The sequence below is a fragment of the Alistipes sp. ZOR0009 genome, from assembly GCF_000798815.1.
Lineage (GTDB): Bacteria > Bacteroidota > Bacteroidia > Bacteroidales > ZOR0009 > Acetobacteroides.
In genome coordinates this window covers 30,234-55,237 of record NZ_JTLD01000110.1, presented here as the reverse complement: position 1 = coordinate 55,237, position 25,004 = coordinate 30,234, and the positions used below count along the sequence as shown (strand labels likewise).

At 44.5% G+C, this 25,004-nt stretch carries 9 protein-coding genes; 8 read left to right on the top strand and 1 reads right to left on the bottom strand.

Annotated elements, in window-relative coordinates; translation table 11 throughout:
- Positions 1 to 118: 118 nt before the first annotated feature.
- Complete coding sequence (locus L990_RS16790) at positions 119 to 7,429, bottom strand: T9SS type A sorting domain-containing protein (RefSeq protein ID WP_047451829.1); 7,311 nt, start codon at positions 7,427 to 7,429, stop codon at positions 119 to 121.
- A 187-nt stretch (positions 7,430 to 7,616) separates the two neighbouring features.
- Between L990_RS16790 and L990_RS16785 the strand changes: the two genes are divergently transcribed.
- The 8 genes from L990_RS16785 (at position 7,617) to L990_RS16745 (ending at position 24,894) form a co-directional block, all read left to right on the top strand.
- Complete coding sequence (locus L990_RS16785) at positions 7,617 to 15,248, top strand: PKD domain-containing protein (RefSeq protein ID WP_047451827.1); 7,632 nt, start codon at positions 7,617 to 7,619, stop codon at positions 15,246 to 15,248.
- A gap of 17 nt (positions 15,249 to 15,265) precedes the next feature.
- Positions 15,266 to 16,249, top strand: coding sequence for a type IX secretion system membrane protein PorP/SprF (locus L990_RS16780; protein WP_081981770.1), 984 nt, complete (start codon positions 15,266 to 15,268; stop codon positions 16,247 to 16,249).
- An 89-nt stretch (positions 16,250 to 16,338) separates the two neighbouring features.
- A complete protein-coding gene (locus L990_RS16775) occupies positions 16,339 to 16,932 on the top strand; it encodes an OmpH family outer membrane protein (protein WP_052181106.1) in 594 nt (197 codons plus the stop codon).
- A gap of 186 nt (positions 16,933 to 17,118) precedes the next feature.
- Positions 17,119 to 19,815: a cation-translocating P-type ATPase gene (locus tag L990_RS16770; RefSeq protein WP_047451826.1), complete on the top strand. Its 2,697-nt coding sequence runs from the start codon at positions 17,119 to 17,121 to the stop codon at positions 19,813 to 19,815.
- Positions 19,816 to 19,986: 171 nt separating this feature from the next.
- A complete protein-coding gene (locus tag L990_RS16765) occupies positions 19,987 to 20,436 on the top strand; it encodes a hypothetical protein (protein ID WP_047451825.1) in 450 nt (149 codons plus the stop codon).
- Positions 20,437 to 20,622: 186 nt separating this feature from the next.
- On the top strand, positions 20,623 to 22,845 hold the full coding sequence (locus tag L990_RS16760; RefSeq protein WP_052181105.1) for a TonB-dependent receptor: 2,223 nt from the start codon (positions 20,623 to 20,625) through the stop codon (positions 22,843 to 22,845).
- Positions 22,846 to 22,906: 61 nt separating this feature from the next.
- The gene (locus L990_RS16755; RefSeq protein ID WP_047451823.1) at positions 22,907 to 23,251 is read left to right on the top strand and encodes a heavy-metal-associated domain-containing protein; all 345 of its coding nucleotides are present in this window, start codon (positions 22,907 to 22,909) and stop codon (positions 23,249 to 23,251) included.
- Positions 23,252 to 24,141: 890 nt separating this feature from the next.
- Positions 24,142 to 24,894 (top strand): DUF6261 family protein, encoded by a 753-nt coding sequence (locus L990_RS16745; protein WP_047451820.1) that lies wholly within the window; start codon positions 24,142 to 24,144, stop codon positions 24,892 to 24,894.
- The last annotated feature ends 110 nt before the right edge of the window (positions 24,895 to 25,004 follow it).

Sequence of the window (25,004 nt, the reverse complement as noted above, 5' to 3'; positions counted from 1 at the left end):
TCAAATAATCAGCACTTTTGCTACAGGATAAGGTTCTTCTATTTGATTTACCTGTTTTTTTGAAAAAGAGAAAGGCTACCCGCTATGAGGTAGCCTCTCCTTTTATGATGTTTGCAAACTATTTGCCTACAATTAGCATTTTGGCAACTTTGGTGCTTTTGGTTCTAACCATAACAATGTAGCTACCCGATGTGTAGCTGCTTACATCAAAGTTTACGAGAACTGCTTGGCGCGATTGCTTAAACTCCTGGTTGTGCATTAGAATTCCGCTAGAGGTGTATACCTCTACAATGATATCCTCGGTTTCCTTTGCGAAAGCTTCGATATTAACCAGGTTAGAGGCGGGGTTAGGGTAAACGTTTACATCTATACTTGCCTTTTCGGAGCCCTCTTTAACCTCCACCTTATCGCTGGCAACGCAGCCTTGCTTGCTGGTAACGGTTACGGAGTACTCGCCTTCCTCTTTTACGATAATGTTGTTGGTTTGCTCGCCGGTGCTCCAAAGGAATGTGTACCCGTTGGTAGGAAGATCTATCTTCAGAACGCCTGGTAGCGAACGGTAGATAACATCCTTGCCAAACTCAACAACCGGAAGCGGATAAATCTCGAATTGAGTGCTTTTTTCGAGACCTTTTATCCCGTTTACGGTAGTAAAGCCGGTTACAATCTGCTTTCCAGGAACCTCCTTTATGATATTTTCGGTTTGTTTTCCGAGCGAGGTCATGTTTTCGAACTTGTATCTCTCTTTTCCGGTAGACTTCAAGTCGGTTGGTAGGGTTAAACTTCCGCTAAACTTGTACTCCTCCAGCTTGCCATCAGCCTTTGTAATTTTGTAACTGCATTCGATGCTAACGTTGGTGCCCTTTGCAACGGTAGTGTTGAGGCTTTCGTTGGTAACGAAAACTTCAAATGGTGCAGAGGCATCCTGTAGGCACTTGGTTTCGCTTACAGCGGGATAAACCATCAGGAAGTTCTTCGATTTCGGAACGATGAAGTCTATCTGAACATTCTTGGTAAGGCTACATCCGTTGGCGTTGGTACCTGTTACCTTGAAGATTGCATTTTCGTAAACTGTTGTAATGCGAGAGGTGCTTCCTGTTGACCATAGGTAGGTCAAATCGGTTTTGTTGGCCGTTAATGTTGCCTCGCTCTTATCCGCAACGGTTTTCATGTCGATGCTAAAGGTTGGATTGGCGACCACCAGCATATTTTTGGTGGCCGATTCGTTGCTATGGTTATTGTCGAACTGGTATGATACGTTGGCCACAACCGCTACCGTCTTGCCTTCGGTGGTTGCAGGAATCAGGGCTGTGGTGGTAATAATGGTGGTGGCTTTTGGCTGCAAGTCGTCGGTAAGCGTATAGGTCGCATTAAAGGGAACTCCATCTGCGGTACCGTTTATGCTGATGGTTTCACCTTTTACAATAGCCGATAGTCCGTCGTTTCCAATTTCGAGGATTAACGGATTGCCGGAGGTAGATTGGCAAGCCTTTTCGCTATTCTTTATGCTCTTTAAGGCAATATCGCCAAGCTTAAAGATGACGCGGGTTGCTGCAGATGCCGAACATCCGCTGCTGTTGGTTACCGTAAGCGTATAAGTTCCTGCCGCATTTACCGTAATGCTTTGCTCTTTTCCTACAACAGTAGCGCCATTCTTCCATTCGTATGAAGTATAGCCATCCGGACCTGTAAGTTTTTGGGTGTTTTCGGGAGCTACAATCTCCGCAGGAAGCGTAACCGTAGGAGCCGAATTGATGGTTATGCTCTTTTCTGCCGAATTGTTGGCTGTTACCACCTCGCCTTCTAACGCAACTACAACGTTTACCTTGTAGGTGCCTGCTGTGCTAGTTGGAAGGGTGGTTGTTAGCGTAACATCTATAGTTGCATTGGGTATTAAATCGGCCGTTAAGGTTTTTGTTTGATTAAAGGCCGTTCCATTTACCGATCCGCTAAAGGTAAGAGCAGTCCCGTTGGGAATTGTTTTGGTTCCTGTATTGGTAATGGTAACCATCAGAGGCGCAGCTTCCGTATTCTGGCAGGCATTGCCATTCTTTATAGCGGTAAGACTTATATCTGCGCTAAAAGAAACGGTGGTAGTTTTGGTGGCCGCACAGCCAAAGGCGTTGGTGGCGGTTAGGGTGTAGGTTCCGCTGGTGGTAACCTTTATCGATTGGGTGGTTGCACCTGTATTCCATTCCCATTTAGCCATGTCAGCAGGCCCTGTAAGAGTATACTCTGTTCCAGCTGCGCTGATGCTTGTAGGGAATGCTATTTCAGGAAGCGGATTAACCGTAAGTTCCTTGCTTGCGCTGTTATTGGCGCTTATGCCATCGGCGGCAAAGGTAGCCCCTACGGTAAGCTTGTAGCTATTGGCTGCAAGGGCTGTCACAACTTTTGTAAAGGTATAAGCCTTGCTTTCGCCAACGGCAAGAGGTGCATCAAGGATTAACTCTTCGGTGGCGGTTGCAATCTCAGTTCCTGAAGTTGCTGCTATCTTGTAGGTGAGCGTAATTTTTTCTTTTGCAGGTATGGGTTCGTAGCCGCTATTTTTAATGTTAAGGCTAACTTTTCTACTTTCTGCAGAGAAGCAACCGTTACCTGGAGTTTCTATGGCGGCGGCTTCGGCAGCAATATCAAACTTGTTGAGGGTGACAATAATCTTATCGCTTGCGCTACATCCCTTATTGTTTACCGTCAGAGTGTACTCGCCCGACTGGCTAACGGTGTTGTTGCGGGTGGTAACGGCATTGCTCCAAAGGTAGGTGTAGTCTGCCAATTCGGGGGTAATTGTAGGAAATATGGTGACGTTGGCATTGGTGCTGGTAATGTCATCGCCTAACGATACAGTTGGTGTTTGCGCAACCTGAACGTTTACAACTTCGGTAAAGTTGTTGGCAAAGGTTTCGTCGTCCATCTTAATCATAGCCGAAAGGGCTTTGGTGCCCGCAGCATCAAATACAACCTTTTTGGTAAAGGTGTAGATTGTGTTGCCTGTAGGCTTGAGCTCTTCGGTAAGCGTTATATTTTCGTCAACGGTTACATCACCTACTTTGTACGATACAGGGACTATCGCGCCAACTTTAAGAATGTCATTTCCGGTGTTTCTAATTCTTACAGATACAGGATACTCTGTTGTGCCTGTACAAACGTTGTTGTTGGTGCCATAGCTCGATGTTAAGTCGATGGCCAAGTCGTTACGGATAAAGGTAACGGTAGAGGAGAAATTGTCGGAGCAGCCATTGCCATCGGTAATGCGAACGGTGTATACGCCATTTTTTGATACGGTAATGGCTTGACTAATTTCTGTCGTACTCCAAAGGTAATCTACAAATCCAGCACCAGCATCAAGTTTCGCATCGACATCTTTAGTATTTACCGTCGCAGGGAGAGTAGATACTGGAAGCCCAAAGGTCTTAATGTTGGCCGATAGGGCGTTGTTGTCAGCAATAAGGTCTCCAGCCAGCTGAGAGATTACTTTAACGGCGTAGTCTCCCTTGGTTTGTATGTCGATAGGCTTGCTTAGCGTAGCGTCTAACGTTGTTCCTGCTGCAAAGTCGGAAGTTAGCACAAAGCTATCGGCATGCTTAACCCCATTTACTTCAACTTCGAAAGGGATAGTTGTCCCATTGGGAATGGCTACATTTCCCTTATTTTCGATGGTGATAGATGGCTTTAAACCTGCCTCCTGCGTACATTTTGTTTGGATGTTGTTGAGGCTTTTTATGGCAATATCTTTTATGGCAAAGGTGATGGTTGCCTCCGATTTGGTAGTACAGCCGTTGTTGTCGGTAACCGCGCACCAAATTTTACCACCGTCGGGACCTGGTGCGCTAACCTTATTGGTTTGTAAGGTGGATGCATCGTACCACTTGTAACCTTTATAGCCTGCTCCGGCATCGTAGGTATAGTCTAGCGCTTCCACAACTTGTGTTTTAGGCGTAAGCACAAAGTTGGGGTATCCAAACGATTTGATGGTTGCATCGAGTATATCGTTGGCGGCGTTTACATCGTACATCATGGTAACCGATGGCTTTACGCTGTAGGTTGTTCCAGTTGCCGACATGTCAAAAACGTCGGGGTAGATATATTCGAGGGTTGCGCCGGGAGCTAAGTCCTTATCGAGCTTAAGCTGATGGGCTGGCCCGGGGATGCCCTTAAAGTTTAGCTGAAGCGTAAGGATCTCGTTGGCTCTTATGGTATCTATATCCCTACCTGTATTCTTAATTATAACCTTAAACTGCTGTTTTTGCTTATGGCTGCAGCTATCAATAGGGGTTACAATCTTCAGCATGGTAATGTCGGGGTTGCGCTTGTAAACATCGGTGTTGCTACTAACCTTACAGCCCGAAACAGCGTCGGTGAGGGTAACGCGGTAGGTTATCTTATTGTTGGGGGCAATAAAGTCGGTAATCTTTGCGATTCTTGTATCACCACCACCTGCGCTGGGCGACCAAGTCCCGTTAACTTTTGTCTCCCAATCTACCGTATATCCAATCGAATACTCGGAAATATTAAATTGATGCTGTTCTTTTACTCCAGCAAGAAGGTAAACAGTAGGACCAAGGTCTACAACTGGCTTGTTTACTCTAATAGTTTTGGTAAAGCTGTCGTTGTTGGTTTGGTAGAAGTTATCTGGATCGTCAAAAGATTTAATGATGATCTCGTACTTTCCACCTCGGTCCATGTTAATGGTCTTTACGGTTGTAAAGGTTTGTTCCGCATTAATGGCAAGATCGGTTGGTAGCGTGAATTCCTCCTCGAATTTTTCTACCTTGTTAACTACGGTTAATAAAGGCTTAGAGTAGTTCGATTGGAAGGCTACCTTAATTTTAGTGCCTGCTTTTGCAGTCTTTATGCCGTAATTTTTGATCTTAAAGGTGATTTTTTCTGCGTTGGTATAGCTTGCGCAGATATCGCCTGTTGTAATTTCTACGGGTGCAACAAGTGCCGATACGCCAAAATCGTCGGGTGATTCTTTTATGGTGAAGGAGTTGATTGCTGCTCCCTCAAAAATGTTGTTTTGGGCGTCGCTGGTAAAGTTAAAACGGAATTTTATTCCCTTTAATCCGTAAAGCGATGCAGGTAGGAGGTGGTTTACCGTTAGCCATCCGTTGCTGTTACCCGTAAATCCAACCTTTGCAGCGGAAGCAATGGTCTCCTGCTTATTCCAATTCCATAGATTATCCCATGCGTCGGTATTATTTCCAATAGGCTGCCATGTTTGGCCATTGTCTGCCGAATATTCGACGGTAAAGCCATCCTTCCCCTTCTCTGTAATGTAGTTGGTTTTGAATTCGAGCATCGGTTTTTCGAGACCAACGATGTTAAAGCAAGGTCCCGTAAGGGTAGACCTAGAGTTATTCTCGTAGTTTCCGTTTAGGTTGGTAATCCACATTTGATCATTCGGAGAATCGCCTTGGATGTTGGTAATGGCAGAGGTGCCATGCTTCCAGTTCGCTCCTTTGGCAAACCAGTCGTCGGCTACATCAAAACTATTGTTGTAGGGGGTGTCAAAGGTACGGGAGATAAAGACATTTGTGGAGAGCGTATCGTTAGATAAGTCCTCGTCATTGGGTAGCAGCAGCTGCGCTTTTACGTTTATATCTCCGTAAAGGTTGGCCGGAAGCGTTTGAGTTAAGGTAACCGTTGCTTCAGTGCCAGGCGCAATATTTTGCTGAATATTGTCGTTAAGAACCGTTGTTTCATTCAGAAATATCTTAACAGGAATAGGAGCAACAGCCTCTTTAGAGCCTGCATTTTTTACCTTTAAGGTGATGGGTTGGCCTGCAGTGGCGCTACCGCAGCTGCTTGTTGGGCTAATGATGGCTCCCATTGCAAGATCTTTTTCCATAAAGTTTCCGATTACCGAAAAGTCGTCAATGTTCCAGCCGGTAAACTCTCTGGTATCGTTGGAGTAGGAGAGGGTGAAACGAACTCGAATCTCCTCTTTGCGGTCAAATTCGGATGGAAGCGTGATGGAGTGCGACTGCCAGCTGTCGTCGAGAGCATAGGTGGAGTTGTACCATACGGTTTTCCATGTAACGCCGTTGTCATTACTCGCTTGCACTTTTAGTGTGTCAAAAAGATCGGCATTCAACCATCTCTTGTAGTTGATTACGACGCCTCTATAAAAGGATGCGTTTATTTTGGGAGATGTAGCGGTGTAGGGAGCATTGGATCGTACATTTGGATCGTAAACTCCATCGTGGGTTAAGTCGTTACCCAAAACTTTGGTGCCGCTATATGCGATGGAAGGGTCTGGGTTTCCGTATAGTCCCTTTTTACCCTGGGGTACATCAATCTCAAAATCTCCGTTTATAGCCCATCCTTTGTCTGATTCGAAGTCATCGAAAAAAAGATTCTGCTTTATTACTCTTGTTCCAGGAGAATTGAGTACTGTTGAAGGCGCTTTAACCGTGTTAACGAGGATTCCATCAACAGGAATAGATGCATCTACTATGTTTTTACTTTTTGCTGCAGCCGAGATGTCGTAGGTTACCCATATATAGGTATAGCCAGTCTCTAGGTTGGTGTTTGGACTAAATGTTACGCTTGATCCGTTTAAAGACTCGGCTGCAAGCAACGTCGACGTGTTGAAAAAGGGCTCCTTGGTCGCATATAGCTTTACCTTTGTAATATCAGCAACGTTTGTTCCTGTAGCATTTACGGTAAGCTTGTTTAGTATGGCGTTTCCTTGGTTTCCAGATATCCTTAATCGGGTGCAAAGGATCGGGTTGTTATTGGTTCCGTTAGGGATTATATCTTCAGAGGCATTTTCGATGCTTGCCGCGGCCAAAAAACGATCTAACGATCCTGTTTCCTCTATTTTTATTTCATCGAGACAAACCCCCATACCCCAACGGCTTAACCCTTCGAAGGCAAAGTAGACCTGTTTTTGGCAAGCTTCGGCTGGAATGGCAATTTGAAAATCTCTCCAGCTATTTTGGATAAAGTTGTAGGTTTGTAGTAGCCTCCAGCCACCAGTTGAACCGACCTTATAGTATACCCGTAAAATGTCATTGTTGATTCCTGTAGCAACCCTCCATTCGTGAAGAGCTAACCAGAAGGAAAGCGTGGGGGTAATCCCGAAACTTAAATCGATGGGAGGTGTTATCAAGCGTGTTTGCTCTTTTCCGATACCTTGGGTGAAAAACCAAGAGTTGAAGGTGCCCTTGTACGCATGGTTTGGATTTCGGAGCATATCGAATTTTTCGGACGGGGAGCTGAGGTTCGGATCTGCGGGGTTGTACCCTCCGTTTCTAAATCTCCAAGGAATGGAGCCTTCAATAGTTTCTTCCGACCAATTATTGGGTTTTTTCCCTAATTCGAACCCCTCACTGAAGTAAATCGTCTGTGCTTTGACAGCGGTTAAATCGCTAATAATGAAAATGGATATGCACACAAATATCCTCAACAACCTTTCTTTCATATTCCCTCATTATTTCTTATAGCCAATATCGACGGGAAATTTAGCGTTAAAAAGCAGTTAAAAAAAGGTGAGATGTTAAATTTTTTAATGTCTTTTTTAAAAAAACTTTACTTTCTTTATCCTTGTGAATGGGGACATATAAGGGGCTATCCCTTAACTATAGATTATACATTTAAGGTTGTTGGATATGAGATTGGAGGTTGTGCCTAAATTTATTAGGCGCTTTGTGCTTATTTGTTGTTTCTCCATTTTGGGACTTCATTCGTTCGCACAGGTAGATACAGAGTTTTGGTTCGTCGTTCCTGATGTAACTTCATCGCATGGTGCCCCAGGGGGGAAGGATGCCTTACTCACATTTTCGAGCTTCGATATGGAGTCTACGGTGACTATTTCGATGCCGGCAGATTCTCGGTTTGTTCCCATAGTGGTCACGATTCCCGCTCACGCTTCTCGAACCATAAATCTGAATAATTTTATTGATCCTGCAGCAGGAGTTCCTGATTTGGAGAATAAGTATGAGAATGGAACTCCCGGAATTCCCAATAAATGCGGTTTGAAAATTTCTGCGACAACGCCAGTAACTGCATACTATCAGATTAAGAATCCATTGAATGCTGAGATTTATGCGCTGAAAGGCAAGAATGCGCTAGGATCTAAATTTTATGTTCCTTTTCAGACTCGACGAATAAATGGAAACTATGGCGTTCAGCCATATTCTTCAATAAATATTGTTGCTACAGAAGATAATACGCTTGTTACAATTACTCCAAGCCAGGATGCTTATATGCACGGTATTGCAATTCCTAAGGGAACCAGTAGACAGATTGTTTTAAAAAAGGGAGAGGCGATATGTGTCGTTCCTGCATTAAAAGGTGGGACACCCTCGAAACCTGGGAGCCCGAGCAAGGCTGCAGCTGATCGGTTGGCGGGAACATTGGTCACTTCCGATAAAAAAGTTGCGATTACGACAAATGACGATTCCGTCTCAGGGCTAACCGGTTGTGACGACACTATTGGTGATCAGATACTAAATGAAGATGCGTTAGGTAAAACATTTGTTGTTTTTAAAACGGGACTTTTTGCAGCAGACGAGGAGGACTGTTACATTACAGCTTACGAGGATAACACTGTAATTACAGTGAGAAATAACAATGGGACAGTTCTTACTTCTGCTACAATAAATGCTGGACAGCAGCATCGGGTCGTTCTTTCAGGAAGTTACTGTTCTCTGAATGCTGATAAGCCGGTTTCTGTGCTTCATGTCGGAGGTTTTGGTTGCGAGCTAGGAGGTGCAATGATTCCTTCTATTGATAAGTGTACGGGGAGTACGCAGGTTGCCTTCAATTATTTACAGGAATCAGGTAAGACTTTTAATGTAAATATAATGGTTCGATCTGCAGGTAAAGATGAATTTTACCTCAACGGGAAAAAAATAAATATTGAAGTTGTTGCTGGAACAACATGGAAGCAGCTTCCTGGAACAGACTGGTGGTTTCTTCAAATATTGGACTGGAGGAAGGCTACATCTCCAGATTTGATTGTTGGTACTTCCAATATTCTTAGTAATAAGGGGGATTTATTTCACTTTGGAGTCTTTTATGGCGGACCAAATAGTAGTTGTAATTATGGCTACTTCTCAGATTTCAATGAGTTGAAGTTGTCTGCCAATGTATCGGGAGTTGATGCTTCTTCTGTAAGAGTTTGTTATGGAGCACCTGTGCAACTTTACGCTCAAGGTGGAACAACCTACAAGTGGACTCCTGTTGATTATTTGAGCGATCCTGCTATTTACAACCCTGTTGCTAATGTGCCTGCAGCAGGAACTAAGCGATACACCGTAGAGATTTCTGGTGCTTGTGGAATGAAGGCAACTAAGGATATTGATGTAGAAATTTTTGATCCAATCAATGCGAATTTTAGTGTTGATAATATTACAGGATGTTCTCCTTTAAAAGTTACTTTTAAAAACACGTCGTTAAATGCCGCGCTCCTCGACTGGAATTTTGGTGATGGGACGGTTGCTTCTTCTAGTAAATTTGATCCAGCAGGCCTTGTAGAGGAATTTACCCATGATTATGTCAATAATACGGATAAGCCTATTACCTACACTGTTCAGCTGGTAGCAAAAAACGCAGGCTACTGCGGGAGCATTATTGAAAAGCAGATTACGGTTTATCCTGCTGTAACTGCATCTTTGAATCGGGTTGATCCAACTCCTACATATTGTTCTCCGCGTACAGTAAAGTTTGAAAATACGTCCCCAACAACGGCATTACCAGCTGGGGATATCTCCTTTATTTGGGATTTTGGCGATGGTGTTAGCTTAAATACGAAGAATCTGTCTGTTCAACATGAATTTACAGTTCTAGATAAGGCAAAAAAGACGCATGACGTGACTTTGACTATGATGAATAAGTATGGTTGTAAGTCGGTTGCGAAAGATACTATTGACGTGTACGGTAAAGTTGATGCATATTTTACGCTTGATAAAAATACAGGTTGTCCTAATCCCGATTTTACGGCAGTAATTACAGATGCATCTTCGGGTATGATTGCTTCTAAAACGTGGAATTGGGCTGCCAACGGATTTTCGCATGTGTCGCCTACAGATCCCAATGTACACATAATTACAGGTGCTAACTCTACTGCAAATCAATCATCTAAAGATGTGCGGACAATACAACTTGAGGTTACAGGCGCTGGAGGTTGTAAGGATACTCATCAGGAAACGGTTACGATTCTGCCGTACGTGAATGCTCTTTTTACATTTGGAAGTACAAAAACTTGTGACGGGACTATAGCTAACATAACAAACAACTCATCCGCTGGATCTACGAGTTTTTACTGGGAATTTGGTGATGGAATGACTTCCTCAGACAAGAATCCAATTCATACCTACTATAACAATACTACTGCTCCTGTAAACTATAGCGTAAAGTTAACCGCTAAATCTGATGATGGTTGCCAGAGCGTTTATACCTTGCCTACAACTATAACTGTTTACTCTAAGATTGATCCAAACTTTGTTGTTAAAGACTTAGGAGGTTGTGCTCCTTTTAATGCGACTATTGTAAATACATCAAAAGGAAATCCTGCAAATAAGTACGAGTGGACTTTTAACGACGGATCTCCTGTTTTAGTTGAAAATGGATTTGTATTAGAGAGGCAGCATTCTTTTGCGAATACAACCGCAGATCCTAAGGACTATTCTATAGATCTGAAAGTTACCAATGAGGGTGGATGTTTTGAAACAAATTCTCATTTTGCGAGAGTGTACCCTCAGCCTGTTGCCGATTTTTCGTTAGACAAAAATTTGGGATGTAATCCGCTGCCAGTTGCTTTTAGAGCATCAACGGCAGAGGCAAAGTACGACTACTCTTGGTCGTTTGATGATGCTGGTACGGGTGTTGGTGCAAATGTTTCTCATACGTACAATAATTTTGATCCGATTAACAATGTGCTGTTTAATCCGACGTTAACAGTTAGCTCCATATATGGTTGTTCTGCCTCTAAAACTAAACCAGTTACGGTTTACCCATTCTTAAAGGCGGCTTTTACGCTTGAACAGCCTTCCGTTTGTACTCCATTTGATGTGACAATTACTCCAAACTCTTTGGGTGCAACTTCTTATGTTTGGAACTTTGGAAATGGAACGGCAACTAAAACAACTGGAACTCCGTTTACGGTAAACTATGATAATGTAACGGCTGCTCCTCAGAATTATACGATTTCGATGGTTGCTACCAATGCAGGAGGAGTTTGCCAGGCAACTGCGGCAAGTGCAACCATTACCGTTAATCCACGAGTTGAGGCAAAGGGTGCTTTTACTGTTGACGACAAATGTACGGGAACTGTTACCTTTACGAATACCTCTAAAGGAAGCACAAAGTATACATGGGATTTTGGTGATGGACAGTCGCTAAATGTGACTACAACAGCACCCGTAAAGCATGTGTACGAAAACAGAACGGCCGCACAAAAGACCTTTAGCGCAGTATTGACGGCAGAAAATGACAAGGGGTGCAAATCGATACAAACATTTTCTGTTGCCATAGAACCTAGGGTGGAATCCTCTTTTACATTTGATGTATTGGAGAAATGTACTCCAGTCAAGGTAAATTTGGTAAACTCTTCGCTAAATGGAACCGAATTTAAGTGGGATTACGGCCATACTATTGGTGGTGTTGCTCAGGTTGAAACGCGCACAAGTAAAAATCCTTTTGAGAAGATATTGGATAGCGAAGAGCCTTCGAATGTGCTAACCTATACCATAACGCTCACGGTTACCGATAAAAATACGGGGTGCTCTGCCGTATCCACTCGTGATATTACAATTTATCCTCGTGTTGTTCCCTCGTTTGTGGCAACTGTTGTAGATAAGTGTAAGGGGATTGTGTCCTTCGAAAATAAAACGACAGGCGCGAATGGCTACAGCTGGACATTTGGTGATGAATCTTCAACCTATAGTACCGATAAGTTGGATCCTGTAAAACATGCCTACCTTAATAGAAATGCTGCGGATAGAATATTTAATGCTCGATTGAAAGCGGTAAATGCTATTGGTTGTATTGCTGAAGTTGTTCAGGATGTTACAATCGTTCCTCGTGTCGAATCTAGCTTTACGTTAGACGAGTTGGATATTTGTACGCCTGTTAGGGTGAAGCTAACCAACACATCGCTTAATGGTCAGGAGTTTCAGTGGGATTACGGGCATACAATTGGGGCGGTTCCTCAGAAAGAGGTAAAGTCTGATAAAGCCGCGTTTGATAAAATTATTGATAGCGAATCTCCTAATACGATTCAAAATTATCCAATTTCATTAACCGTTGTTGATAAGAATACTTCTTGTTCAGATGTGTTTACAAGAACCCTAACTGTATATCCTCGCGTAATACCATCATTTACGCCTGATAAAATAGCAGGATGTTCAGATCTGCCAATTTCAATTACTAATACTTCGACAGGTGGAGTTCTCGCCTACGCATGGGATTTTGGAGATGGAGAATCGGCCAAAACGGCTGCGGTTGATGAGGTTGTTAACCATACGTTTATCAATAGAGGTGCAGTCACTAAGGCTTATACAGTGGCGGTTACGGCTGTAAATCAGAAGGGATGTAAGGCTATTGCTAATAGAACAATAAATGTGTATCCCAAGGTGGAGGCGGCCTTTACTTTTACTCAGCCCTCAAAATGTACGCCATTTCCAATTGATGTAACGAATGCCTCCTTGAATGGAACCGAGTTTAGTTGGGATTTTGGCCATTCGGTTAATGGAACAAAGCGCGACACATTGACTACCGATAAAAATGGATTCCGAACTTATATTTATAATGAGGGAGCGGCGACTAATACCTATACGATGAAACTTATCGCTCGCGATGTCACAACTGGATGTTCTGCGGAGGCAACAAAAACTGTAGATGCACAGCCCGAAGTTAAATCTGCTTTTGATTTGAGCTCCAATAGAGGATGTAATCCGTTGACGGTTTCATTTACAAACAATACAACAGGAGCCTCTGGCTATACTTGGTCTTTTGGTAATGGTATAACATCTTCAAAGATTACTCCAGATCCTATTGTTTACAACAATACGGATACCGTAAATGTGAAGATTTATAATGTTACGTTAGTCTCCAGAAATGCTGATGGATGTACCAGCACTTCAACTAAGCGTGTTGATGTTTTCCCTAAGGTAATGGCCGATTTTTCTTTAGATAAGATAGATGGGTGTACTCCTTTGGCCGTGAATGTAACGAATGCTTATCCATCTTCCGCCTATCGTTATGAGTGGACTTTGGGGTCAAATGGACAGAATACAACGCAGCAGATTCCTACTTTGAATTTTATTAATTCAACGCCCGATTATAGTATACAAACTGAAAAAATTAAGTTGAAAGTGTTCTATAAGGGCGATGCAGGATGCTTTAAGGAGGTCGAACGTTCTGTGAATGTCTACCCAGGAACGCATAGTGATTTCGATATGGATGTTACTGAAGCATGTAACCCGCTCGTGGTAAACTTCACTAATCGTACAAAATCATTCAGTAATGCAACTTCGTATAGTTGGACATTTGGTGATTTAGGGAGCTCGGCAGAGGCCAATCCCAAATTTACATTTACTAACTTATCGAATACTCAGAATAAAAGTTATTCAGTTCAACTTCGATCTAGTTCGGCTCATGGGTGTACAGATTTTACGACTAAAACAGTAGTTGTTCGTCCTGTACCTAAGGCTCAAATGGTAATTGGCACTTCAACTGGTTGTGCTCCTTTTAGTGTTGATGTTAAGAATTTATCGGTAGGAGCAATGCCGTCTTACATCTTTTGGTTGGATGCTGATAGAGATAATTCTATTGTTCGCAATGGAAATTCTAACGTTCAGTTTAGTATAGACAACTTGAATGATGTAACGAAGGAGACTATTGTTTGGCAAAAAGTTGTGAGCGATTTTGGCTGTAAAGACAGCACCTCGCAAAAGGTGTATACTTATCCTCATGTGAAATCGTTGTTTAGTTACACACCTTCAGATGCAGGATGTAATCCTCTTACAGTAACTTTTGCCAATGAGTCGAAGAATGCAACCTATTTTGACTGGGATTTTGCTGATGGAGTTACTGCTCATATTGCTTCGCCTAGCCATGTATTTCAAAATTTAAGTCAGGATGACAAGACGTTTAGGGTTAAGCTGACTGCAAAATCAGAATTTGGATGCGTAAACTCTTCTACTAAAGATTTTACGGTATTTGCAGCGCCAACAGCATACTTTACAATAGAACCTCCTTTGCGAACCTATCCCGATGCGTCATTCTTGATTACGAATAAAACCGCTCCAATGTCTCCAAATTGGAACTATGAGTGGACTTTTGGTGATGGAGGTAAGTATGTCGGTATAACTCCACCTGTCTATACCTATAAGACATGGGGACCTGAGGCTAATGAGTATAAGTACAATGTAACATTGAAGGTTTCCAATGGGAATTGTAAAGATGAGATGACTCAATTTTTGTATTTAAAGCCAGGTGTTCCTATATCTATCTTTTCCGCAACTACAAGTAGTAGCTGTGCGCCTTTAGAAACACAGTTTATGCATCAGGCTAAGTACTATAAATCTTTGGAGTGGGATTTTGGAGATGGAACTAAGTCTACAGAGGAGAGTCCTAAGCATACGTATCCTAAACCAGGGAAGTATCATGTTCAGCTAACTGTAAAAGGCGATGGAGGGACAACATATTCCTACCATACGCTCGATGTTTTCCCGAATCCTATAGCCAGCTTCAAGTTGGCTCCAGCGGAGGCTATGCTGCCAGAAGCGAAGGTGCATTTTTATAATACATCGACTGAAGGTTCTACGTTCTCATGGGACTTTGGGGATGGCGTTGGATCTTCAACGGTTCAATCACCAGAATATTTGTACAAAAATTTAGGGAACTATGATGTCCGATTAACTGCAACATCAGCCAACGGTTGTGTTGATGATACGCTGGTAAAAGCAGGTGTAAAGGTTATTGGCGAAGGGATTATTAAATTCCCTAATGCATTTATTCCTAACATAAACGGTGGAAATGGCGGAGTCTTTGAAACTCCAGATTATAAAAATGAGGTTTTCCATCCTGTAAGTGCTGGTGTTGTGGTGTACAGGCTCCTTATCTACAATCGTTGGGGGAATCTCCTATTTGAAAGCAATGATATTAATGTAGGTTGGGATGGCTACTATAAGGGAAAACTTTGTGAGCAAGGGGTGTATGTATATCGAGCAACAGGTCGATATACAAATGGTAAGACATATGATGTTAGAGGTGATGTAACATTGCTTCGCTAAACAAGAGGATTTTTGTTATGAGTTTTAAAAGATTTTTATTATTGGTAGTGTTGCTTTGTGGAGCAATGCTTTCAAAGGCACAGGATCCTCAGTTTACGCAGTTTTACGCCAACACGCTCTACTTATCGCCCTCTTTTGCTGGGGCGGTAAAAGATTCGAGGGTTTCTGCGAGTTTTAGAAATCAGTGGAATGGAATTGCCAAGCCGTTCAATACCTATAATATTTCGCTCGATCACTATTTTTACAACATTAAAAGCGGCTTAGGCCTTATTGCTATGAGGGATGGAGCTGGAGCCTTGAATTTAGCAACGACATCTGTCGGTTTGCTGTATTCATACAATATTCCTATTACCTATGAATGGTATGTAAGACCTGGAGCGGGATTTTACTACTCTCAGCGCTCAGTTGATATGTCTGGAGCCAAATTTGTAGACGAAATGATCCCTGGAGGCCCTACATCATCAACCACAAATTTAAATGGAAAGATGTCGAATAGGGAGTTAGACTTTTCAGCATCTGCGTTGCTTGTTGGTAACAATGTTTGGATGGGGGTTGCTGCAGACCATATGCTTCGTCCAGATAGGAGTTTGTTGGGGCAGGAGGATCGGCTGCCTATGAAGTTTTCAGTTCATGGAGGCTACCGTTTTGTAATTAAAGGATACTACATGCGTACCGTTCGTGAGAGCGTTACGGCTGCTTTTAACTATAAGCAGCAGGCTAGCCATAAGCAATTTGATGTGGGGCTATACTGGTATAAGCAGCCCCTAATGGTTGGAGTATGGTATCGTGGTATCCCCGTTGTTAAAAGCGATTTTGGGACTGATGCTTTAGCCTTTCTTATTGGTATTAAGGTTCCTAATTTTAATATAGGATATAGTTACGATCTTACTTTGTCCAATTTTGGAGTAGACTCTGGCGGTGCTCACGAGATTTCTATTACTTACGAATTTAGCACCGTTGGTCGAAAAAGGTGGAAAGCTGTTCCTTGTCCAGAATTCTAGCCTTCTAAAAGAGCCTATTTTTTGGAGTAAAGCGGTATAGCGTAAAGAAATTCGTATATATTTGCATCAAACACGAAAATCTAAACTGTATGAAAAAAGGAGCTTTAATTTTTTATGTGATCATTTCAGTAGCCGTTGTGGCGCTTTACGTACTTTTCTTCGTTAAGGGTGGTAGCTCAGAACCACAAGTCGTAGCTCCTGCAGGTTCGAATGGTGGCACCATTGCTTACGTAAATATTGATACTCTTGTGGCTAAATATGATATGGCTACAGATTTAAATAAGAAACTAGAAGATAAAACAAAGAAAATCGAAGCTGATTTTGGTTCGAAGGTACAGAGCTTTCAACGTGAAGCTGTAGATTTCCAAGATAAGGCTCAAAAGGGGTTAATTACCCGCTCTCAGGCAGAAGATATGCAAGGGAAATTACAACAAAAGCAGCAGTCGCTTTCTCAGCAAGAGAACCAATACCGCATGCAGCTAGCCGAAGAACAACAGGTGGCTCTTCGTAATATCCATGCTAAAATTGTTGAATTTCTGCAAGAGTACAACAAGACTAAAGGGTATTCTATGATTATTAGTACGACTCTATATGGTGGACCTGTACTTGTTGGAAATAAGGCCTTAGATATTACTAGCGATGTAGTAAAGGGTCTTAATAGCAAATACGATAGCAGCAAGTAGATTTAACCTGATGATATAAGAAAGGCCACCTTAAGGTGGCCTTTTTCTGTTTAATGGCTAAAAATCAAATATCACATCTCCTATCTCTTGTCAAAAAGATGGTTGCATGTAAAAAATATGCTCGCTATTGCTTACTTTTATAACGAACTCAAGTCAACGTGTAAAGTAATGCTAATGCGTAAATAAATGGGAACAGAAAAACATCTTAAGCAATGGCACACCGTGGAAGTTTCCGATGTGCTATCCGATTTGAAAACTCAGGAAAAGGGGTTAACTAGAGATGAGGCTGCTCGGAGATTGGAGGATTATGGCAAGAACGAGCTGGCTGCAGAGGAGAAGGCTTCGTTGTTGTCAATACTTGCTTCGCAGTTTATCAATGTGCTAATTATAGTGCTACTAGTTTCGGCTACAATTTCGTTGATACTAGGTAAGCAGGTCGAGTCTATTTCTATTTTTATCATAGTAATTCTTGCTGCAGTGCTTGGTACGCTGCAGGAGTTTCAGGCAGGTAAGGCGCTGGAGGCGCTTCGTCGCATGGCATCTCCGTCAGCAACTGTTATTCGTGATGGAGAAACAACCGAAATTCCGGCGTCAGATTTGGTGCCTGGCGATATTGTGGTGGTGAATTACGGAAACAAGGTTCCCGCCGATATCCGTATTATCGAGAGTAATAACCTACAGGTAGAGGAAGCTGCTCTTACGGGAGAATCTTTGGCGGTAGAGAAGATGACTGCCGCTATTGAAGGTGATAATGTTCCTCTTGGTGATAGAAAGAATCTTCTCTTTATGGGGACTTCAATTTCGCATGGAAGAGGGAAAGGAATAGTTGTAGGAACTGGGGCTAATACGGAGTTTGGGAAAATAGCGTCTTTACTTCAAAATACAAAAACGGAGCAGACGCCTCTTCAAAAGAACTTGGATAAGCTGGGAAGCCAAATAGGCATTATTGCCATTGTGGTGGCATTGGCGCTATCTACATTCTCTTATATCTTTAATGGAGGTACCATTCTCGATGCCTTTATTTGGGCTGTTGCGCTAGCGGTTGCTATCATCCCAGAAGCATTGCCTGCGGTGGTAACCATAGGTTTGGCTTTGGGCGTAAAGCGAATGGTTAAGCGCCAGGCGCTTATTCGTAAGCTTCCTGCAGTGGAAACCTTGGGTGCCGTTAACGTTATCTGTACCGATAAAACGGGAACGCTAACTAAGGATGAAATGACTATCCGCAAGGTATTTGCTGACAGCTTAGTTTTTGATGTAGATGGTAGTGGGTATTCGCCCGAAGGTGCAGTTAAGCACAAGGGAAGCAAAGTAACCCATGTCGATAACGCGATTCTTTCGAAGGTGCTTACCTATGGAATCCTATGTAGCGATGCCGAGCTGAAGCTTACAGAGGAGGGGTGGGACGTGCTTGGCGATCCAACCGAAGGTGCAATTGTTACAGCGGCAAAGAAGGCGCATATAGATACGATTGCTGTCGAGCGTAATAACCCTCGTGTAGAGGAGATTCCTTTTTCGTCCGATAAAAAATATATGGCGACGGCCCATAAGACGGATGCCGGGAAACTGATTGTCCTTAAGGGCGCTTTTGAGGTGATACTAGGTAAATGTTCGAAGGTTGATACTAGCGCTGGTGCTGTTACAATTACCTCCGATATCGAAACAAATATTCTGAAGGTTACCGACGAGTTTGCTTCGCAGGCATTACGTGTTATTGCGGTAGCCTACTCTTTTGTGGCCGACGATGTAGCGCTCGACGAATCGATATTGAAAGATTTAACCCTTGCTGGTTTTGTGGCTATGATTGATCCTCCACGTGAGGAGGTGAAACCTGCCATTGCAACCTGTAAGAAGGCAGGTATTCGTACCATAATGATCACAGGCGACCATAAGGCAACCGCGTTTGCAATTGCCAAGGAGTTGAAGATTGCTGATAGGGACTCGCAGGTTTATTCAGGTGTAGAGGTTGCTAACATGAGCCAGTCTGAACTTGATAAGGCGGTGAATGAGGCTTCAGTGTTTGCTCGTATTGCTCCAGAGCATAAGCTTCGTATTGTGGAGTCGTTGATGAACCAAGGTAACGTTGCCGCCATGACTGGGGATGGAGTAAACGATGCTCCAGCACTTAAGAAGGCTAACATTGGTGTGGCAATGGGTATAACTGGTACCGATGTAAGTAAGGAAGCTGCTGATATGATTCTTACCGATGACAACTTTGTTACCATTGTTTCTGCGGTCGAAGAAGGTCGTACCATTTTTGAGAACATTAAGAAGTTCCTTATTTTCCTACTTAGCGGTAATGCGGGAACCGTTTTTGCCCTAATGCTAGCGTTTGCCTTTGGATTAGAGCTCCCAATGACGCCTGTTCAAATTCTGTTTATAAACTTTATTATGGATGGACTTATTGCTATTGCAATAAGCTTAGAGCCTACAGAAGCGGGTATTATGGGACGTAAACCTCGCAAGGTGGCCGAAGGTATCATTTCGGGTAAAGGGTTGCTTCGTATTATGACGTTAGGCGTTGTTATTGCTATCGTAACTTTTGGAGTTTACTACTTTGCTCATAAGGTTTACGGATTAGGACTTGTAGAATCACAAACGCTATTCTTCCTAACCCTAATCTTTGCACGCCTATTCAATAGCTTAAACAACCGTTCGCTTAATGCTTCGGCGTTTACCATGAATCCTCTTACCAATAAGCCGCTAATCGTTTCTAGCATAATTGGGATGCTGGTAGTGTGGACAACAACTGCCGTGCCCGTGCTTCAAACTGCATTTGGCAATACCTATATCAACCTACAGGGATGGCTGGTGGCTGCCGCTGCTGGTGCTGTAGTCTTAATCTTTGGGGAGCTGTTTAAGCTGCTAAATAAAAATAAGATTTAGGATTATTTCTTTTCCATTATAGGCCTCCCACAGCAATGCTGGGAGGCTTTTTGGTATCTGTACTATTCGTTATGATGCCGAGGGGCTCTCAAGCATATATTTTAGGCTTAGGCTAGCTTAAAAGTTATAATTGGGCAACAAATGTTGGCAAGGAGTGTTATATTTGGCGCAATGAGAAAAATACAACATATACAGCGAATTTTTGCAGCAACTCTTTTTGCTGTAATCGCGCTTCTTGCTTCAGGAAGCTATGTTGCCTATTTCTCTTCGTGCGAGGGTATGCAGAAAAGCTCTGTTTCCATAAACGAGCTCTCGTCTTGCTGCTGCTCCGATGCGCCTACTGCTGGCAAACTTTCTAATCCATCCGAATCGGTTAACGAGGAAGGGTGCTGCAGCTTATCATCCAAAATTCTTAGCGTTGATGACTACTCGTTTAGTCCTAAGCGTGTGCTGGATGATGGCGGTTCTATGCAGAGGCTTTTTACTCATTCTGTTTTTACTCTAGTAGCTGTTGCTCCTCCTACCGCTTATGGTTGCTGGAGAGACGATATCCCGCCTGATAAGCGTATACTCTCGGGTACCGATATAATTTTCGGTATAACCCGTCAGCTGCGTCTGTGATTCATCTATTTTAAGTCTTACGGCTTTTAGCCGTTGTGGCATGATGCTACAATGCGCTTTTCTGCACCTGTTGCTGGCGTTTCGTTTCGAGGCCAGAATTTGGTACAGGATCAACCCAAAGCGGGCTGCTGCCGAGCGTTAAGCGCAGTGCCTCGCCCTATGTCTCATAATAGATGAATCGAAAAAATGAAGAATATAATGCTTTTAGGCTTCCTTTTGCTTGCTTGGGGAAGCGCCCACTCTCAGGGATCAAACGCTGTGGGGGTGGTTTATGGAGTTGGACCCGATGGCGCTAAAACGCCACTGCCGGGTGCTAGCGTAGTTTGGTTGGGGACAACCAAAGGGGTTACCTCCGATGCGAAGGGGACGTTTAAGCTGCCCCAATCGAAGGTAGGAAAGAAGTTGGTGGTAAGCTTTGTGGGCTACCGCAACGATACGGTGGCGGTTTCATCCTCGTCGAAGCCTATGGAGGTGCTGCTTAACGAGGCAGGCGTAGCAATGGAGGGGGTTACCGTTCGGGCACGTACTGGCGGCAGCTTTATCTCCAAGCTAAACCCCGTAAAGGTGGAGGTGATTACCCAAAGCGGCCTCCAAAAGCTGGCCTGCTGCAACCTTGCCGAGAGCTTCGAGAACAGCGCTTCGGTTACGGTTGGCTACTCCGATGCGGTAACTGGCGCCAAGCAGGTCGAAATGCTGGGCTTAGCCGGTATTTACAGCCAAATGCTAGAGGAGAACATATCGCTGATGCGAGGCGTGCCTGCCGCTTACGGTTTAGGTGCGGTGCCTGGCTCTTGGATGCAGTCCATTCAGGTTTCGAAGGGGGCCAGCTCGGTGGTTAACGGCTACGAATCTATAACGGGGCAGGTTAACGTGGAGTACAAGAAACCCGAGAGCACCGATCCGCTTTTTGTGAACCTTTACGGCGATTCGGACAGCCGTTTTGAGCTAAACGTAGATGGTGGAGGAAAGCTAAACGAGAGGTGGAGCGCCATGGGGCTGGTGCATCTCTCCGGAAATTTTGCCGAAAAGGATCATAACAGCGATGGCTTTATGGATATGCCTCTGGCTAGGCAGGCCAACCTATTTGGACGGCTAAACTACATGGGCGAAAAGCTCGAGTCGCGTACTGGTTTTAAGTATCTAAGAGACGAGCGTACGGGTGGCCAGCTCGGATTCGGCTTGGCCGATAAGGGATCGTCGGCTATTTGGGGAACGCATATTGCCAACGAGAGCTTCTCGGTGTTCAATAAGACCGGCATCCCCTTTGCCGGAAAGCCCTACCAGAGTATTGGCGTGGTTACCAGCTTTACGCACTACAATCAGGATGGATTTTTTGGGCTAAGGAACTACGATGCGCAGCAGAACAGCGCTTACGCCAACTTCCTTTTTCAATCCATCATCGGAAATACCAACCACAAGTATGTGGCAGGCGTTAGCTTCTCGTACGACGATATTCGTACCGATTTAGACAGCCGCTCGTTTGATAAAAGGGAGGTTGTTCCGGGGATTTTTGCCCAGTACACCTACTCGCTGGGCGAAAAGTTGAACGTTATTGTAGGCGCAAGGGGCGACCATAGCTCCCGTTACGGGTGGCTCTTCACCCCACGGCTCCACCTAAAGTATGCCATCATGCCTAGCCTATCGCTAAGGGCCTCGGCAGGCAAAGGCTTCCATTCTCCCAATCCGCTTTCGGAAAATCTGGGCGTTTTGGCCAGTTCGAGGGAGGTTACCTTCTTGGAGGATATCGGGATGGAGCGTGCTTGGAACTACGGCATCAACCTAACCAAGGAGTTTAAGCTATGGGGAGGCCGCCCGGCGTCTATTAGCGTAGATTACTACCGCACCGACTTCCAGAACCAGCTGGTGGTGGATATGGAGCGCGACGCCAGCCACGTCTACTTCTACAACCTGGCCGGCAAATCGTACTCCAACAGCTTTCAGGTCGATTTGAGGGCCGAGCCATTGGAGCGGTTTGAGGTTTACCTGGCCTACCGCTTTAACGATGTGAAGCAAACCATCAACGGGGTTTTGGAGGATAAGCCGCTGGTGGGCAAGTACAGGGCGTTGGCCAACCTGTCGTACGCCACGCGCTTCGACAAGTGGAAGTTCGACTTTACCGCCCAGCTAAACGGTAGGAGCAAGCTCCCCGACATGAGCGGCTTTCCCGAAAAGTACCGTATGGGCGACTACTCGCCCGTGTACCCGATGCTCTTTGCGCAGGTTACCAAAAAATTTAGAACGGTAGACCTGTACGTGGGCGTCGAAAACATTCTCGACTACCGCCAGATGCACGCCATTGTGGGTGCCGACGCCCCATTTGGGCCCTACTTCGACTCGTCGATTATTTGGGGACCGCTGATGGGCCGCAAGATTTATGGCGGGCTGCGCTGGACCATCTCCCGAAATTAGCGGATGATCCCTATCTTGCAAAAAGAAAGATGTTGTATCAGAATCATAAAAACAGACGAATATGAAACGAATTTTAGGAATGATGGCGGCCGTGCTGATGGTGATCGTTGCCGCCGCTCAGGCAAAGGTGGAGACCGCCACCATCAAAACAACCATTCAGTGCTCGATGTGCGAAAAGCGCATAATGAAGAACATCCCCTTCGAAAAGGGGGTGAAGGATTTGAAGGTGAATGTGGACAACAAAACCGTGTGGGTGCAGTTTGATGCCTCCAAAACCAGCGTCGACAAGATTAGAGCGGCCATTGCCAAGCTGGGCTACGATGCCGACGAGGTGAAGCGCGATGCCAAGGCCTACGACAAGCTGCCCGCCTGCTGCAAGGAGGATTCGGGCATGGGGAAGCACTAGCAGCCCCACTTGCGGTCAGCTGTGGCGTCTTCGGTATTGCTGATTTTTGATAATCCCTAAAGGGTGGATGTTGGCAGCGCTGCCAGACGCCTAGTTTTGGGCTACAAGTATGGCCTGATGGTGGCAAACGGAGCCTTTTTATGGTGAGGCCGTAGCTTAAACGATAGCGGGAGGCTGTTCTTCGGAGCAGCCTCCCTTTTTGTTTGGGGATGGCTGCGCACGCTTGGCACTTACCACCTGCCGATGCGGTGCGTAGGCCCTTTCTGAGGCTGTCGGCGCCCACCGAATGGTCGCTGGTGCTTTCGAAAAGCGCCTTTGTAGCCCCTTACAGCTCGGTACTTGGGTGCGTTGGGTATTCGACGGGTGTCGAATGTTATCTAAACTTAATGAAAACCCATTCATCACCGGTTGAATGTTAATCAAAGTTATTGAAAAGCCATTCGTCACCTGTTGAAAGTTAAATAAAGCTTTTAGAAATCCATTCAACACCTGTTGAAAGCTAATTAAAGCTTTTTGAAGGCCATTCGTCTGGTGACGAATGGCTAAAAAGCGAGCAGAGGCTCTATTCGCCATCCAACGAGCCAAGATTTGGACGCCTAGGGGTGGGGTAGCCTGTGCATAAATCCCCCTAAAACGGTATTGGAGGTATTTGTAGGGTGCTTTGTTGGGCGTTTGTTCCTTTTTAGGTGCTTGGCTTGTAGGTTAATTTGGGTGCTGCTGCTTTGGCTGGATGCTGCGGGTGTTGTTGCCCTTAAGGACCGTTTTGACGGGATGTTTTGGTTGTTTTATGGTAAAAAATGAAATTTGAGTGTGAAAAAAATATAACAATAGCAATTGAATGTTAATGATTGTTTTCTATTTTTATCGGAGTCTAACCAACTATCTCGATTATGATAGAAGATTTAAGATACCGAAAGCTTCTCTTAGAGGAAAAACAAGCATTTGCGGACGAGTTTCTTACTGCCGCAACCAAGTATTTTAAAGACAAGCCTGTCTATAAGGATTTGCTCGAATCCGTTGACACCTGTTATAATAATCTAGTAAAAACAACCCAAGGAATTGGGCATCCGGAGTTTGCTGCCGAGCTGGTGGCTGGCGACGACATGCGCGATGGCGGCTTGGGTGGGTTGAAATCGACGGCTACCCGCGGTGCATCGCGCCTCGATCCGGCCTGGCAGAATGCCGGTAGGCTGGTGCTGCAAGCTTTTCGGAAGTTCGACGAGGGGATTGCCTACCTGCCACATGCTCAGGAAACGGCCGTGGTGGACAACCTGCTAAATGAGATAGACAAGAATCCCGATTTAAAGAAGAGCATAACCATCATACAGGGGGATATTTGGGTGCAGGATATCAGAGATGGGCAGCAGATGGTAAAGCAGGCCTTGGCAAAGCGTACCGGAAGCCAAGCCGACAAGATGGCTGAGTCTACCTTTGAGGCATCCATCCCGCTTGGCGAAAGCATCGGTAAGCTTGTTCGCTTTGTGAATAACAAGCTGGAGTTTGAGTCGACACCCGAGCTGGTGGCGTTTGCCAACGAGGTAAATAGCGTTATTACGCGCTACAAGGCTGGGCTTAAGACGCGCGAGACGCTGCACAAGCAGGCCATCGAAGACGAAAAGAAGAAGCGTGAGGGTAAAAAGTAGGCTGGTGGCGTGTTTTATGCTCCAAGTTAGCCCGTAGGGAGGATTTGGGGAGCCATTTGCAGCTGGCCGCATAGAGGCAGGACCTTGCGCGTATGACGAAGCTCGATCAT